The organism is Xanthomonas hawaiiensis, assembly GCF_031834635.1.
Taxonomy (GTDB): domain Bacteria; phylum Pseudomonadota; class Gammaproteobacteria; order Xanthomonadales; family Xanthomonadaceae; genus Xanthomonas_A; species Xanthomonas_A sacchari.
The window spans coordinates 3702658-3717798 of the sequence record NZ_CP115873.1 but is presented as its reverse complement, the minus strand read 5'-3'; the positions used below and the strand labels follow the sequence as shown (position 1 = coordinate 3717798).

The window sequence follows — 15141 nt, the reverse complement described above, 5'->3', positions numbered from 1 at the left end:
CGCTCCAGCGGCCTGACGTCCTATCCACGCACGATCGAGGACTTCGTATGAGGCGTTCCTTCCTGCTGTTGTTGCTGTCCGCCGGCGGCGGCCTGAGCCTGCCCGCCATCGCCGCCGAGACTTCCCCCGCGCCCGCGGCCGCAGCCGGCCAGGCCGATTGCCCGCGCGGCTCCATCGCCCTGGTCACCGGCAATGCCGATCAGGTGTCGCCCAAGACCTGCCTGGCGCCGTCGATGAAACCGTTCGCGCTGCAGCGTGGGCAACTGTTCGCCATCACCCTGTCCGAGAACGGCTCGACCGGCAGTGCCTGGGCCTTGCGTCGCCTGCCCGCGCCGCTGTCGCTGCTCGACGTCGAACATGCACCGGGCACGGCCTGCGCCACGGGCCGAATGGGCTGCCCCAGCGCTGTCACCTACACCTTCAAGGCCACCGATCACGGTGGCGGCACGATCGATCTCATCTACTCCCGGCACTGGGAAGATCGCGCCACCGACTCGCGTTCGATCCGGGTCGAGGTGAAGTAGCGAAACCGCGACGCGCCTGCGCGATCGCGACCCTGCTGCCGCCGCCGCTCAGGGCGACGGCGGCGCCTCGCCGTCGCTGCGCACCAGCAACACCGGGATCTGGCTGCGACGATGCATGTCCTTGCGCGTGGGCAGCGCGTGCAGCGCCTCGGTCACCGCATTGAGCGCCGGATCGGCACCGCGCAGCGGTCGCCACAGGCCGATCAGGTTGAAGTGGCGCTCGTAGCGCAGGCTCTGCGCGCTGCCCAGCCACAGCGGGACGTTGCCCGGCTGCAGGCGCGCCGGTGCCGGCCACAGGCGCAGCGCGTACAGTTCGTCCGGATTCGGGCCGGGACGCAGCATCAGCAGCGACTCGACGCGCGTGTCCAGCGTGGCCGGCAGTACCGGCACCTGCGCCGGCGTGGCCTTGTAGTCGAGCAACTGCAGCGCCTGCTGCCAGCCGGCCTGCGGCTGCACACGCCAGCCGGCCGCTTCGAGCTGGCGCTGCAGCGGCGCCAGCGGCCCGGCCACCTGGATGTCCAGCGGCCAGCGCTGGTCGTCGTCGAATTCGTTGCGCCGCGACGGCAATTGCCGCCAGTCGCGCTGCCACCAGGCCGCGTCCGCCAGCTGCGTCACTTGCGGCGGCGGCGGTTCGAACTTGGCCAGCTTGCGTTCCAGCTGGCGCGGCGCATACCACAGCGCGGCGATCGCGAAGCCGCCATAGAACAGCCAGGCCAGCGGCTTCATCCAGAACCCGCGGTTGAAGCGGCGGCGGTAGGCGATGCCCAGCACCAGCAGCCAGAAGATGCCGAACAGCATGCCGCCGACCACGTCGCTGAGCCAGTGCGCGCCCAGGTACAGGCGGGCGAAGCCGATCAGGGTGACCACCGCGCCCGACAGCAGGTACGGCCACACCCGCGAGCGCCCCGGCAGTTCGCGCGCGATCAGCACCGCGAAGAAGCCGAAGCTGATGGTGGCCATGGTCACCGCCACCGAGGGGAAGCCGAAACCGCTGCTGGCCGCCGGCGGTCGCACCACGTGCACGGTGGCGCCGAGCAGCTTGGTCAGGGCCAGGCCGAACGCCAACGCCGCCAGCCAGTGCGCCGCGGCCATCCAGCGCCGGCGCCAGGCCAGGTACAGCAGGCCCAGCGCAGTCGGCGGTACCAGCACTTGCCAGTTGCCGAGCGAGGCCAGCGCGGTCATCGGGTAGTCGGCCAGCGGGTTGCGCAAGGCCAGCATCAGGTCGTGCACCGCCAGGTCCAGGCGCAGCGGCTCGCCGTGTGCCACCACCACCATCAGCAGCGCGAACCAGCCCCAGCCCAGCGCCAGCAGCATCACCGCCAGCATCGCCAGCGGCACCGACTCGCGCCGCTGCGGATCGAACACCGCGATCGAATAGCGGCCCAGCACCGGATGCCGGCGCGACCAGTCCAGGCCCCGCGCCAGCAGCGCATCCATGTGCCCGGCCGACCAGCGGTAGCCATACAGCACGATCGCCCACACCAGGCCCAGCGCCAGCGCCAGCAGGCCCAGCACCAGGAACAGGCGCCCGGCGACCGCGGCCACCGCGTCGTAGGCCTGGCCCAGCAGCCAGCCCGGTCCCAGGAACAGCAGCGACCAGGTCACCGCGGCCACGCTGCTTGGGAGCAGGTAGCGCCGCAGCGGCATCTTCATCATGCCCGCCACCGCCGGCACGAACGGGCGGATGGCGCCGACGTAGCGCGCCACCAGGATGCTCTTGAAGGCGTTGCGGCGGAACATCGCCTCGCCGCGGTCGAGCAGCTGCGGGTAGCGCTTGAACGGCCAGTAGGTGCGCAACCGGTCGCCCCAGCGGTAGCCGACCCAATAGCTGAGCGCATCGCCGATCAGTGCGCCGAGCGCGGCGCTGACCACCGCATACGGGCCGGAGATCTGGCCCAGGCCGATCAGCACGCCGATCGCGAACAGCAGCGGCAGCGCCGGCACCAGGGTGCCGAGGATGATCACGGCATCGCAGAACGCGATGGCGAAGATGACCGCGCCGGCCAGGATGGGGTGTGCTGCGATCCACTCCAGCGTGGCATCGGTCCATGAGGCATTCATCGGGCAAGTATAGAGGGAGCGTGATGACGGTCCGTTAGCGCTGGCGATGCCGAGTCGGGCGAGCGCCCTTGCATCACCGGGTTGCCCGGCCCCTTGTTCGCTGCGGGCGCATTGTCGGCTCGAGCCCACGATGCGCCGGCCCGATCCGCGCGGCGGAGCGCGTGGCCGTGCCTGGTTCCGTCGCAGTCCGGGGGCGACGCGCCGATCCGGCGGTGCGGCCTGTCTTGGGATGGGGGAGCGACGCGCAGCGGACCAGCGCCGGACCGGGCGCCTGCCTGGCGGTGGCGGTGTGTGCAGACCGGTCAAACCGCGGCGCACGCTCTACACTGGCCGGATGCCTGCCCCCGCTTCCCGCACCGTCCAGATCCTCAAGGCCGACAGCTTCGGCCGCATCCTGCTGCTGGGCGAAGGCGAGGCGCGCTTCGTCCGCCGCGACCTCACCGCCTCGCCGTGGTGGCTGCGGCTGCCGGCATGGTGGCTGGCGCGGCGCGAGGCGCTCGCCCTGCGACAGTTGGACGGCATGGCGGCGACGCCGCAACTGCGCGGCTGGGACGGCACCTTCCTGGACCGCAGCTACCTGGACGGCGCGGCGATGTACCAGCGGCCGCCGCGCGGCGACCTGGCCTATTTCCGCGCCGCACGGCGACTGCTGCAGCAGGTGCATCGGCGCGGCGTGGCGCACAACGACCTGGCCAAGGAAGCGAACTGGCTGGTGCTGGAAGACGGCAGCCCGGCGTTGATCGATTTCCAGCTCGCCGTGCGCGGCGCACCGCGCTCGCGCTGGATGCGCCTGCTGGCGCGCGAGGATCTGCGCCACCTGCTCAAGCACAAGCGTATGTACTGCGCGCACGCCCTGACCCCGGTCGAGCGGCGCCTGCTCAAGCGCCATTCCTGGGTGCGCGAACTGTGGTTTGCCAGCGGCAAGCCGGTCTATCGCTTCGTCACCCGGCGCCTGCTCAAGTGGGAAGACAACGAGGGGCAGGGGCCGAAGCCCTGAAAGGCCGGGAGTGGGGAATGGGGAATGGGGAATGGACAAAGCGTACCGCGCGCGCGTCTGGTCCGACGGGCACGCAGCGAGAAGGCGCTAAGCTTTTCCCATTCCCGATTCCCCATTCTCCATTCCCACTCCAATGACCCTCAAAGGTAAAACTCTCCTCATCACCGGCGCCTCGCGCGGCATCGGGCTGGCGATCGCGCTGCGGGCGGCGCGCGATGGTGCCAATGTGGCGATCGCGGCGAAGTCGGCGGTGCCAAACCCCAAGCTGCCCGGCACCATCCACAGCGCGGCGGCGGCGGTGGAGGCGGCCGGTGGACGCGCGCTGGCGCTGAAGTGCGACATCCGCGAAGAGGAACAGGTGCGTGCGGCGGTGGCGGCGACGGTCGAGGCGTTCGGCGGCATCGACATCCTGGTCAACAACGCCAGCGCGATCTGGCTGCGCGGGACGCTGGAGACGCCGATGAATCGCTTCGACCTGATGCAGCAGGTCAATGCGCGCGGCAGCTTCCTGTGCGCGCAGGCCTGCCTGCCGCATCTGCTGCGCAGCGCCAACCCGCACATCCTGACCCTGGCGCCGCCGCCGTCGCTGGACCCCAAGTGGTGGGCGCCGCATACCGGCTACACCCTGGCCAAGATGGGCATGAGCTTCGTCACCCTGGGCCTGGCCGGCGAGTTCGGCCCGCAGGGCGTTGCCGTCAATGCGCTGTGGCCGCGCACGCTGATCGCCACCGAGGCGCTGAACATGATCCCTGGTGTCGAGGCCGGTAACGGCCGCCGCCCGGAGATCATGGCCGACGCCGCGCACGCCGTGCTGACCCGGCCGGCGGCCGGCTTCTACGGCCAGTTCCTGATCGACGACGCGGTGCTGGCCGAGGCCGGGGTGCACGACCTGTCCGGCTACGCGCTGGACCCGTCGCAGCCGCTGTTGCCGGATCTGTTCCTGGACTGAGTATGACTGGCTGTTGCCAAAGCGATGACGTCTTAGATGTTCCAGCGCACGGTGGTAAGGCAAGGTTGAACTGAGACTTTGAGCTAAGAGGTACCGTGATTAGCTCAGATCGTAGTTGCTTGACAACGGCGTGCTCAGTTGAAGGCGCTTCTTCACTGAGAACGAAGCATTGATACCAGAGTTGCCGGTACAGATTAAGCCTCTCTAAGTGAAAAGGCGGAATCTAATCTGGGAGCCTGATCGGCCCGCTCCTTAAATAGCATAATCTAGGTGGAAGTGCGCGGCCTGCGGAGAAGCCCTGCTGGCAGTGGACAGGATAAGTGTGGAATATAGAGTATCGTGGACGTTGACGAAACTTGGAAGGCTGGGCGTGCTGGAACTATTGGATGAAAATATCTTGAGTGCCTACAAAAGAGATTCATTGCTAAATGTGCGGTTAGAATATTTTGTCTTGGCATCAGATGGCGAGGGCGAATATACCCCTTTTCAGGGCTTCGGCAGTGGTATTGCACAGCCCATGTTTTCGCTTCTTGTAGAGTTGATGGCTGTTTTGCCAGTTTCGCCGCAGGAAATCTTTTGTGAAATAAAGGATCTCCATGAGTTCCGAGGTGAATTTAGAATTAAAAGGGCATCCATTGTAAGTCCTAATGGATTTTTGAAGCTTCAGGCATCCTTTGACTGGTCACGCCACATACCAGTTGTTATTGGAATGGCTAAGGAAATTGCCCTAATCAATGCCAGCTGCGTTCACCCGAACGTAATATTGGTGACCAACGATAAAACAAAGGGGGCGGTTTGTCTTGCGGGCTATGATGGTCATCCAGCTCAAGTTCTCGATGTGGCTATCAGGGACAAGCTGGTGAACATTTCCTCAGATAATTTAAGGGACACTATTTTGTCTCTTCCCCTTAGGAAAAAGTTTCCTGACGGTACAGAGCATTCCCGGGTCTCAGGTGTAACTATTCCTAACGAAGCCCTATGCGTATCTTTAGGCTATTCCTACAGCGGAGCTAAGCCAATCTCGGCAGGTGATGCGGATCCATATGTAAGCGCAATAATTTCGTCGGTCCAGCGCGCTAGAAGCTTGATTGGAGAGTCGTCTACAAACGTCGTCCTATTTGCGCCATCGATTCATCGGCAGTTTTACTCATTCGATAGTCATTTTTGGAATGGTATAATCAGATCCATAAAAAGCCGTAAGGCCAGGGCATTTTTGAAGGATGGTGTATTTCGCAATAAGGCCTATTCAGGCTATTCCGTTCACATTGAAAACAAGAGTGAGATAGAGGATATATTTAAGGACCCAGCAGTGTCGAGCCTGCTGGCCATTCGCCAAATTGAGCTGCGCCTTGTTGCAAGTGCTATAGCTGCTTTGGCCGCCAACGGCTTACAGCCGGCCATTAGACTGCCAAATTCTATAAACTTCTGTGCATCTTCGCTCCGTGAAGTAGAACGTCATGCGATGAAGGACGATGCGAGGGCGCGGCGGCTTTTGCAGCGGAGTTACATTAATTTGGAATCTGATTTAACACGGAGTATAAGTCCTAAAATTCTTGAGGAAATTCGCTCGCATTCTGAAGCAATCACAGTTGTATCTGACGTTCCGGTTGAGTGGATTCGGATAGATGGAATACCTCTCATGATTCGACATGAGACTTCTCGTATCGGCATGACGCCTGGCAACCTAATGTTGCAGCAATGTATAAACTCGGGCATGTCAATTATTGGGGCAGAGCAGCTAGAAGAAGTGCTAGTGCTGCGATCCTTCGCGCACAACGATCCAATAAAGTTCTCCTTGGAAACGGCGATTAAAAGTTTTGAACTTGAGCGTCTAAAGGTCAAGTTTGTGGATGTTGATGATCGTGCGTCTCTTATTTGCGAACTGAAGCAATATGATGGGATGCTGTTGATTTTTGATTGTCACGGCGATCATGGAGGTGGCGATAGTCATGGATGGTTAACGATCGGCAATGAGAGGGTTGATCCTTGGGATCTTGCCGGTGAAACGCGCATACCACCTATTGTGATTCTGAGCGCCTGCTCCACATTCGCACTAGCCGGATCACATGCATCAGTGTCGAATGGCCTCATCCGATCTGGTGCTATAACAGTCTTGGGAACTTTTCTTCCTGTAAATGCAGCTCTATCGGCAATATTTGTTGCGCGTCTTCTTTACAGAATTGAGGCCTTTTTGCCTGCGCTAAAGGTACTGGGAATGAATATAGTGACATGGCGCACCTTGGTTAGTACTTTCTTCCGGATGTCTTATGCAAGTGATTTGCTGCATTTCTTTATCTATGATAAAAAATGGATAGATATAAGTAAGCATGAAGAATTGGGCGTGCAAGCTAACAATGAAATTAACCAAATGAATCCGCGGTGGCATGAGTTCTTCTTAAATAGATTGGCCGATGCTTCTGGGAGAAATACTTCGGATATCAAAGAGGTTGTCGAAAAAGAGTGCCCGCTACAGGAAACTATGTACTATTGCCAAGTTGGGCGCCCTGAAGCCATTGGGATCTACTTGGATGGTGTTGATGAGCTTAAAAGAATAAATGATATGCGCGTTTGACGTGCACGCTCCATGGAAAATGGGCTAAATGACCTATATTTAAAGGGCGCACTGATGAGAGAAGTGGAAAGTAAACATTCGAAACGACCTCGCCAAGGGATGTGTCGCGAAAAGTCGCGGGGGAATTAGAACGATTCTAAGCGGTCTGGCGATGCACGGCACGCGACGCGGACGGGTGCCATGCCTTGCGAAGCGCAGATCGTGTGCGATCTTGGCAGTAGGTGGCAGCATATGTGCCTGACCGAGCGGCGAGGCTCGTGCTCACGCTACTGATGGGATATTTGGTCTTGATCGGTATTTGCAATTACTGTTAAAAAGTCGAGTGTTCTGCCTAGCCAGCGAGTCACACGAGGGTGCGCAATCGATCCTGCAAAACAAGCGCGCCCTGATGGCCGGTGGAAGCAAGTGCAGCTGCGATATCAAGTAGGGCATCACGAGCAGTAGTGTGGGTCCGTAACGTGGTCAGATCATGTTGCAGCACAGTTGCAATCAGGTCGACGAGCGAATCACCACTGGTACCGCGGTGCAAGTTCAGCTGAGTATTGGATGTGCGGAGAGCGTCTTGGATCCACGACAAGCCATCAAGCCGGAGTGGCGCGCCGAAGACAGTGGCTAAAAATCGGCATAGCCCTGCCAAGTTGTCTTCTTGCTTGAGATGGTCCTTAGTCCATCGCTCAAGTAGGCCATGCATCCGTACAGCCGCGCCGTCTGGCAGATTTATCAGTGCCCACTTATTACCAAACCCCAGGATCAATCGCAGTATTCTCTCGCCGTGGAACCACAACCCCGGTGGGCTCCAGTTGGCAGCCACAGCATAGTTGGCAAGCGCATGTAAGAGTGCTTCGAAGCGCGATGGGCTCGCGCCTTTTGACAGCTCTAGAAAAATGTTTTTTATAAAGTGCTCGATTGCAATGTGGCCTGCTGGCACGAGTTCCAAAAGCGGCAGCCATACGCGTTCTGCGCGCGCTTCCGGCACGAGAAGGACAAGAGTCGCCAGCTTTTCTACCAAGTGGTAGCCAAATTGGCCAGATAGATGCATTTCTCCGTCTTCGTCCCGGGCGCACTCGCGTGCGCGTGCGACCTCCCAGGCCCAGAACCGAAGAACCAACGCCAGATCGATATCTGTGATTACAGTCCCTTTGCCCTGCAGTAGCCACTGAAATAGGTCATTTAGCACCTGCGTGTCCAGGCCGGTGCCGACCATCAAATCCGGACGTCGTCGCCACGAGTCCTCAAGGTAGTATCGCAGCTTGCGGCGGTACAACAGCCGCACGCAACCCACGTCGATGCGGCCGATTCTCAATGCCTGCGGCGGTACACGCTGCACTCAACGACATCCTGTGAAGGCTTCCATGCCAACGTCTCCACGCCGGTTCGACCACATCGGCATCGCCGTAGCAGGGTGCTAACATACTCAGGCCGCTCCAAAGCATGCCGACGTAGAGCAACCGCCACCAGCGCTCCCCGAGCGCCTCACGGTGCCGATAAGCCTCGGCAATGACAGCTTGGATCGCAGATCGGTCGTTGCTGGTCAGCAACTGGATGATGTAATGATCAACGCCGTCAACTGAGTCTAAAGCCCACCGTCGGGTGAGCGCTAGGGCAACGAAATCCATTCCCGTATGTGATGTCGGGAATCGCGCCTTGCTCATGTCCTGCGCGGTATCCGATAGCGACACTAAGGCAGATTCGACTATGAACGTGATAGACGCTTTAGCCGGGGCGTTCTGGGCCAGCCAAACCGGGGCGAGTGCCATGAGAGTGGCAGCGATCGCGCGTTCAAATCGCTGTTGTATCCAAGGCTCATTGTGCGGTGGAAGTGCAAGCGATTCATACAGCGCACTCGCATCTTCATTACCAATGGAAACCGTGTTATCAAACCACTGTTGGCACTGACGTGGGGTCGTCAATTGGATGCGCGCAGGCGCGTGCGCATGTTGCCAGGCCTTGATTTCGTCCACGAGCGGCAGGGTGCGGTGAACTCCCAGTTTCCCCGGCCGTCCGGTCGATAGTTCGCGGAATCGAGGAGCGCGGCGGTGATCCGCCGTTCCAGCGAGGCCTTCTCATCGCCGGGTGCTCACCAATGTGCGGTCCAAACGCGTAAATGTTAGCCAAAGCCGGAGCTTCGTGAATCAGATTGCGGGATTGACCCGTGCGAGTTATGTGCTCCGCCATCCGTCGGGACCTTTGTTGTGGACTTAGCGGCTATGGCCGAGCGACACGCGCGAAACACCTGCCATTTTGGGGCGACAGCATCGAAAGTCGCATCTTCCCGCTACATTGACCCTCATTAGCTATCCGAACATTTTGCAAGTTATTGATTCATAAGGAGAGAAGTTCTCGGTTTGTGTCGAACCCTACACTGAGGCCCGGCGTTGCCGGATGACCGAGCCGCGATGCGGCTGCGCGCTGCGGGCAACGACGACATGGATCGGACGATCGCGCGCGCTGCATGCGCGCGGCGGCGTGCCGCGAAAACGCTCTGTCCCGTCCAATCGCGGTTGGCGCCGCAATGATGGCGTGCGGCGCGGCTATGCTGCCGGGGTCTTCACGCCACCGCCGCCTATGCCCGCTCCCGTTGCCGTCGCCCTGCCGCGTCTTCCCGAGTCCCGCCACGCCATCCACGCCGATCTCAGCGACAACGAGCGGCACATGCTCGATCGCCTGCGCCTGGCCGGCACCGCCACCCGCGCCGATCTCAGCCGCAGCACCGGGCTGACCGTGCAGTCGGCGGTGCGCCTGGTCGACGCGCTGGCCGAGCGCGGCCTGGTCGCGATCGGCGCCTCGCTGGCGCACGCGGGCCGCGGCAAGCCGGGTGCGGGCATCGCGCTCAATCCCGGCTACGGCCATACCGTCGGCTATGCGATCGCGACCGACGCGCTGTCGCTGGCGTTGCTGGATTTCAGCGGGCAGATCCGCGGCACCGCCGAGCATGCGCTGCGCTCGACCGAGCCGGCCGCGCTGCTGGTGCAACTGCGCGAGGCCGATGCGGCGCTGACCGCGGCGGCCGGCGCCGGGCTGGGTCCGCGCCTGGGCGCGGGCGTGGCGATGACCGGCTTCTTCGTCGAGGACGGCGTGCACATGAATCCGCCCGAGCCGCTGCGCGCGCTGGGCGAGCTGTCGATCGGCGACTGGCTGGCCGAGGCGCTGGGCCTGCCGGTGTGGGTGGACAACGACGGCACGGTGGCGGCGGCGGGCGAGAGCCTGCTCGGCATCGGCCGCCAATACCGCGACTTCGCCTATCTGCATTTCAATTATGGCCTGGGCGGTGGCGTGGTGATCGACGGCACCTGCCTGCGCGGCGCGCACGGCAACGCCGGCGAATTCGCCGGCATGCTGCCGCAGCAGGGGCTGGAGCGCGGCACGCTGGAGCTGTTGCGGCAACTGCTGGCCGAGGACGGTATCGCGCTGCCCGACATCCGCGCGCTGCTGGCCGCCTACGATCCGGCGTGGCCGGCGATCGAGCGTTGGATCGCGCGGGTGGCGCCGGGCCTGTCGCTGATCGTCTCGGCGATCGTGGCGATCTTCGATCCGCAGGCGGTGGTGTTCGGTGGACGCATGCCGCGCGAGCTGGCCACGCGGCTGATTCCGCACGTGCGCATCGACAACCAGCCGCGCCGCGGCCAGGCGCGGCCGTTGCCGCTGCTGCTGCCGGCCGCCGCCACCGCCGATGCCAGCGCGGTGGGCGCGGCGGCGCTGCCGCTGAAGGCCTGCTATTTCCGCTGAACCGGTCCCGCCGCGGCGTCGCCATGCCTGCACGCCGCCAGCGCTACCCTATGCGCCCTTTCCGCGCGCCATTGCGATACGGCACGCGTCCCATCCCCCACCCTCGGAGCTGTCACGATGAAATATCTGCACGCCATGATCCGCGTCCACGACCTGGAGAAGACCAGCACGTTCTTCACCGAAGGTCTGGGTCTGCACGAAACCCGCCGCATCGAGAACGAAGCCGGCAAGTTCACCCTGGTGTACTTCGGCGCGCCGGAGAACCCGGAGGCCGAGGTCGAACTGACCTACAACTGGGGCTCGGACGAGGACTACGGCAGCGCCCGCAACTTCGGCCATCTGGCCTTCGAGGTCGACGACATCTACGCCCTGTGCGCGCACCTGCAGTCGCTCGGCGTGACCATCAACCGTCCGCCGCGCGACGGGCGCATGGCCTTCGTGCGCACGCCCGACCTGATCTCGATCGAACTGCTGCAGAAGGGCGATGCGCTGGCCCCGGCCGAGCCGTGGGCGTCGATGCCGAACACCGGCGTCTGGTAAGGACTCAAGGCGCGGTCTCGGGCAACGCCTGGCCGCAACCCCGGCAATAGCCGGCGTTGCGGTCGTGGCCTTGCAGGCCGCAGCGTGCGCAGGTGCGTCGATCCGGCGCGCGAAGGCGGTCGGCATCGCGCAGGCTGTTGGCCAGTTCGGCGGTGTAGATGCCGGTGGGCACGGCGATGATGCTGTAGCCGATCAGGATCAGCACCGAGGTGATGGCGCGGCCCAGCGGGGTGAGCGGGGCGATGTCGCCGAAGCCGACCGTGGCCATCGTCACCACCGCCCAGTACATCGCGGTGGGGATGCTGGTGAAGCCGTTGGCCGGGCCTTCGACCACGTACATCAGCGCGCCGAAGATCACCACCAGGGTGATCACCGTGAACAGGAACACGAACACCTTGCGTCGGCTGCGCCACAACGCATCGATCAGCAGGCTGCTTTCCTCGACGTAGCGGGTCAGCTTGAGGATGCGGAACAGCCGCAGCACCCGCAGCACGCGCACCACCAGCAGCGTCTGCGCGCCGGGCAGCAGAAACGAGATGTAGGTGGGCAGGATCGACAACAGGTCGATCACGCCCCAGAAGCTCAGCGCGTAGCGCAGCGGCCGCTGCACCGTGGCCAGGCGCAACGCGTACTCGGCGGTGAACAGCAGGGTGAAGCCCCACTCCAGCACGTACAGGGTGCCGGCGTGACGGCTGTGCAGCGCCGGCACGCTGTCGACCAGGATCACCGCGACGCTGGCCACGATCGCCGCGACCAGCAACAGGTCGAAGTTGCGCGAAGGCGTGGTGTCGTGCCGATAGATGATGTCGAACCAGCGGCGCCGCCAGCCGTGCTCGGTCGCCGGGGCGAGCGGGGAATCGAGGAAAAATCGCATGCGCCCATGCTACCCGAGGCGCCTTGCAGCCGCGGGCGCACACGGTGCGGCAGGCGCGCCCTGATCGGATGCGACGCGGCGGCTGGAGAACCCCCTGTGGGAGGGGCTTCAGCCCCGACGCCGTAGCGCTGAAGCGTCGGGACTGAAGTCCCTCCCACCTGTCGGGCAACGGCGTGGTGGGCTTGCTGCGGCCGCGCGCGGGCGGCGGCGCTGTGGCACAGCCGCCTGCCGACCGTCGGTCCAGGCGGTGGCCGGCAGTTCCCGGCCGTGCGCTGCCGGCGGTCTTATAATCGAATGCTCTCCCGCAGGATGTTCCCCCGATGACCGCTTCCTCCGCCGCGGACCTGATCGCCCTCGGTCAACGCTATGCCTTGCCCATCTACCGCCCGCGCCAACTGGTGCTGGAGCGCGGCCAGGGCGCGCGGGTCTGGGACAGCGAGGGACGCGACTACATCGACCTGTCGGCCGGCATCGCCGTGTGCGGGCTCGGCCACAACGATCCGGACCTGCAGGCGGCGCTGCTCGAACAGGCCGGCAAGCTGTGGCACACCAGCAACGTGTTCTACAGCGAACCGCCGCTGCGCCTGGTCGAGGAACTGGTGCTGGCCTCGCGCTTCGCGCAGCGGGCGTTCCTGTGTAACTCGGGCAGCGAGGCCAACGAGGCGGCGATCAAGCTGGTGCGCAAGTGGGCCACCGCCCAGGGCCGTCCGCCGCAGCGGCGGGTGATCGTCACCTTCCGCGGCAGTTTCCACGGCCGCACCCTGGCCGCGGTGACCGCCACCGCGCAGCCCAAGTACCAGGAAGGCTACGAGCCGCTGCCCGGCGGTTTCCGCTACGTCGACTTCAACGACATCGTGCAGCTGGAAACGGCGATGGCCGCCGGCGACGTGGCCGCGGTGATGCTGGAGCCGGTGCAGGGCGAGGGTGGGGTGATGCCGGCGGCGCCGGGCTTCCTGGCGCAGGTGCGGGCGCTGTGCGACCACCACGGCGCGCTGCTGGTGCTCGACGAGATCCAGTGCGGCATGGGCCGCACCGGCACCCTGTTCGCGCATTGGCAGGACCAGGTCGTCCCCGACATCGTGACCCTGGCCAAGGCGCTGGGCGGCGGCTTCCCGATCGGCGCGCTGCTGGCCGGGCCGAAGGTGGCCGAGACCATGCAGTTCGGTGCGCACGGCACCACCTTCGGCGGCAATCCGCTGGCCGCGGCGGTGGCGCGGGTGGCGCTGCGCAAGCTGGCCTCGACGGCGATCGCCGCCAACGTGTCTCGGCAGTCGGCCGCGCTGCGCAAGGGCCTGGCGGCGCTCGACGAGGAATTCAGGCTGTTCTCGCAGGTGCGCGGACGCGGGCTGATGCTCGGTGCGGTGTTGAACCCGGCGCATGCCGGGCAGGCGGGGACGATCCTCGATCACGCCGCCGCGCACGGGGTGCTGACCTTGCAGGCCGGGCCGGACGTGCTGCGCTTCGTGCCCGCGCTCAACCTCACCGATGCCGAACTGGGCGAAGGCCTGGCGCGGTTGCGCAACGCGCTGCGCGCCTACCTCGCCGCGCGCTGAAGCAGCGGCTCATCCCAGGCCGTGCCGCGCCAGCGCGCGGCGCAGGGCGCGGGCGCCGCTGGCGGTTTCCGCGGCCATGCCGATCGCGCGGGCGCCGCGCGCGTTGACGAACAGGTCGTCGATGAACAGTGCGTGCCGCGGGGCGACGCCGAAGTGCGCGAGCGCCTGCCGGTACACCGTCGCATCCGGCTTGCGCCCACCCAGGCTGCCGCTGCACAGCACGCGCCCATGCAGCAGCGGGAACAGCGCCGGCACGATCTGCGGCAGCGCCTGCGCCATCAGCGGGCCATTGTTGGTCAGCACGCCGATGGCCACGCGCTCGGCCAGCGCCAGCACCTGCGCGACCACGCCGGCATCGGCGCGGCTGGCGGCCACCCGCGCGGCGATCCACGCGTCCGTGTCCACGGTGGCGCCCAGGCCCGCGCTCAGCCGCTGCAGGTAGGCGGCGGTGTCCAGTGCGCCGCCGTCGTAGGCGGTTTCCAGTCCGGAGCCGAACAGCACCTCGCGGACGCGCGTCGGCTCGCAGCGGCAGTGCGCGGCCAACGCGGCGATGCGGACGGCACGCGTGTAGGTGGCCAGCACGCCGTCGACATCGAGCAGCAGCAGCGCCGGCCGCGCGCGGATCATTGCGGACATGAGAGCTCCTGTGTGGGGCGCGGTCGGCAGGGCGCGGGAGTCGTGCCGATCAAGCCGCGTTTCGGGGGCATCGCCGCGCGTGATGGCGCGTGCCGATGATGCAATGCGCCATCGCTTGTCGTTGACAAGGCGTTGCGCGCGAGCGGACAGTCGGGGCGCGCCGCGTGCGCGATCTGCCGTGGCGCCGTACCGTCTCTTTTGCCGAGGAATCCGCCTTGAACACCAAGTTTCCATCCCTGCTGCTCGTCCTTGCCGGCCTCGCGTTCGCGCCGGCGGCCTGGGCCAAGACCTGCGCGGTGACCATCACCGGCACCGACCAGATGTCCTACGACCAGACCCAGATCAAGGTCGCGGCCGATTGCACCGAGGTGGCGGTGACGCTCAAGCACAGCGGCAAGCTCGCCGCCGCGGTGATGGGCCACAACTGGGTGCTGACCAAGACCGCGGATTTCCAGGCGGTGGCCAATGCCGGCACCAGTTCCAGCCTGGCCGACAACTACCTGCCCAAGAACGATCCGCGGATCATCGCCCACACCAAGGTGATCGGCGCGGGACAGTCGGACACGGTCAAGTTCTCCACCGCCAAGTTGAGCAAGGGCGGCGACTACACCTTCTTCTGCTCGTTCCCGGGGCACTGGGCGGTGATGAAGGGCAAGTTCGTGTTCGGCTGATCCAGCGCAGTGACGCGGCGCGCTGCGGTGAGGCCACG

General features: G+C 64.4%; 13 protein-coding genes. 8 read left to right on the top strand and 5 right to left on the bottom strand.

Annotated features, from left to right (window positions below):
* The first annotated feature begins 47 nt into the window (after positions 1–47).
* The gene (locus tag PG878_RS15865; RefSeq protein WP_209030869.1) at positions 48–524 is read left to right on the top strand and encodes a protease inhibitor I42 family protein; all 477 of its coding nucleotides are present in this window, start codon (positions 48–50) and stop codon (positions 522–524) included.
* Between the two features lie 48 nt (positions 525–572).
* Here the strand turns inward: PG878_RS15865 and PG878_RS15860 are convergent, their stop codons facing one another.
* A complete protein-coding gene (locus tag PG878_RS15860; RefSeq protein ID WP_209030870.1) occupies positions 573–2585 on the bottom strand; it encodes a bifunctional DedA family/phosphatase PAP2 family protein in 2013 nt (670 codons plus the stop codon).
* A gap of 334 nt (positions 2586–2919) precedes the next feature.
* On the opposite strand from PG878_RS15860, the gene PG878_RS15855 reads away from it, so the two are divergent.
* The 3 genes from PG878_RS15855 to PG878_RS15845 all read left to right on the top strand — a co-directional run bounded on the left by PG878_RS15855 (position 2920) and on the right by PG878_RS15845 (position 7103).
* Entirely contained in the window at positions 2920–3582 is a 663-nt protein-coding gene (locus tag PG878_RS15855) for a serine/threonine-protein kinase (RefSeq protein ID WP_209030871.1), read from the top strand.
* Positions 3583–3715: 133 nt separating this feature from the next.
* Positions 3716–4531 (top strand): SDR family oxidoreductase, encoded by an 816-nt coding sequence (locus PG878_RS15850; protein WP_209030872.1) that lies wholly within the window; start codon positions 3716–3718, stop codon positions 4529–4531.
* A gap of 370 nt (positions 4532–4901) precedes the next feature.
* Positions 4902–7103 carry a hypothetical protein gene (locus tag PG878_RS15845; RefSeq protein WP_209030873.1) on the top strand — a complete coding sequence of 734 codons (2202 nt, stop codon included), beginning with the start codon at positions 4902–4904 and terminating at the stop codon, positions 7101–7103.
* A 343-nt stretch (positions 7104–7446) separates the two neighbouring features.
* On the opposite strand, the gene PG878_RS15840 is transcribed toward PG878_RS15845, so the two are convergent.
* Positions 7447–8310 (bottom strand): hypothetical protein, encoded by an 864-nt coding sequence (locus PG878_RS15840; RefSeq protein WP_311185979.1) that lies wholly within the window; start codon positions 8308–8310, stop codon positions 7447–7449.
* Between the two features lie 25 nt (positions 8311–8335).
* Positions 8336–9064: a hypothetical protein gene (locus tag PG878_RS15835; protein ID WP_209030875.1), complete on the bottom strand. Its 729-nt coding sequence runs from the start codon at positions 9062–9064 to the stop codon at positions 8336–8338.
* A gap of 604 nt (positions 9065–9668) precedes the next feature.
* Between PG878_RS15835 and PG878_RS15830 the strand changes: the two genes are divergently transcribed.
* A complete protein-coding gene (locus PG878_RS15830) occupies positions 9669–10829 on the top strand; it encodes an ROK family transcriptional regulator (protein ID WP_209030877.1) in 1161 nt (386 codons plus the stop codon).
* A gap of 117 nt (positions 10830–10946) precedes the next feature.
* Positions 10947–11369 carry a VOC family protein gene (locus PG878_RS15825; protein ID WP_209030879.1) on the top strand — a complete coding sequence of 141 codons (423 nt, stop codon included), beginning with the start codon at positions 10947–10949 and terminating at the stop codon, positions 11367–11369.
* A 4-nt stretch (positions 11370–11373) separates the two neighbouring features.
* Here PG878_RS15825 and PG878_RS15820 read toward each other — a convergent pair whose 3' ends face one another.
* Entirely contained in the window at positions 11374–12243 is an 870-nt protein-coding gene (locus PG878_RS15820) for an ion transporter (RefSeq protein ID WP_209030881.1), read from the bottom strand.
* A 320-nt stretch (positions 12244–12563) separates the two neighbouring features.
* Here PG878_RS15820 and PG878_RS15815 point away from each other — a divergent pair, with 320 nt between their 5' ends.
* Positions 12564–13796, top strand: a complete 1233-nt coding sequence (locus PG878_RS15815; protein ID WP_209030883.1) for an acetylornithine transaminase — start codon at positions 12564–12566, stop codon at positions 13794–13796.
* A gap of 9 nt (positions 13797–13805) precedes the next feature.
* Here the strand turns inward: PG878_RS15815 and PG878_RS15810 are convergent, their stop codons facing one another.
* Positions 13806–14423: an HAD-IA family hydrolase gene (locus PG878_RS15810; RefSeq protein ID WP_209031083.1), complete on the bottom strand. Its 618-nt coding sequence runs from the start codon at positions 14421–14423 to the stop codon at positions 13806–13808.
* 224 nt (positions 14424–14647) lie between these two features.
* Between PG878_RS15810 and azu the strand changes: the two genes are divergently transcribed.
* Positions 14648–15103, top strand: a complete 456-nt coding sequence (gene azu / locus PG878_RS15805; protein ID WP_255549894.1) for an azurin — start codon at positions 14648–14650, stop codon at positions 15101–15103.
* The last annotated feature ends 38 nt before the right edge of the window (positions 15104–15141 follow it).

Bases quoted from the DNA above. Each gene is read 5' to 3' on its own strand.
- PG878_RS15860 (WP_209030870.1), bottom strand. From the start codon at position 2,585: ATGAATGCCTCATGGACCGATGCCACGCTGGAGTGGATCGCAGCACAC.
- PG878_RS15865 (WP_209030869.1), top strand. From the start codon at position 48: ATGAGGCGTTCCTTCCTGCTGTTGTTGCTGTCCGCCGGCGGCGGCCTG.
- PG878_RS15810 (WP_209031083.1), bottom strand. From the start codon at position 14,423: ATGATCCGCGCGCGGCCGGCGCTGCTGCTGCTCGATGTCGACGGCGTG.
- PG878_RS15815 (WP_209030883.1), top strand. From the start codon at position 12,564: ATGACCGCTTCCTCCGCCGCGGACCTGATCGCCCTCGGTCAACGCTAT.
- PG878_RS15820 (WP_209030881.1), bottom strand. From the start codon at position 12,243: ATGCGATTTTTCCTCGATTCCCCGCTCGCCCCGGCGACCGAGCACGGC.
- PG878_RS15850 (WP_209030872.1), top strand. From the start codon at position 3,716: ATGACCCTCAAAGGTAAAACTCTCCTCATCACCGGCGCCTCGCGCGGC.
- PG878_RS15855 (WP_209030871.1), top strand. From the start codon at position 2,920: ATGCCTGCCCCCGCTTCCCGCACCGTCCAGATCCTCAAGGCCGACAGC.
- PG878_RS15825 (WP_209030879.1), top strand. From the start codon at position 10,947: ATGAAATATCTGCACGCCATGATCCGCGTCCACGACCTGGAGAAGACC.
- PG878_RS15830 (WP_209030877.1), top strand. From the start codon at position 9,669: ATGCCCGCTCCCGTTGCCGTCGCCCTGCCGCGTCTTCCCGAGTCCCGC.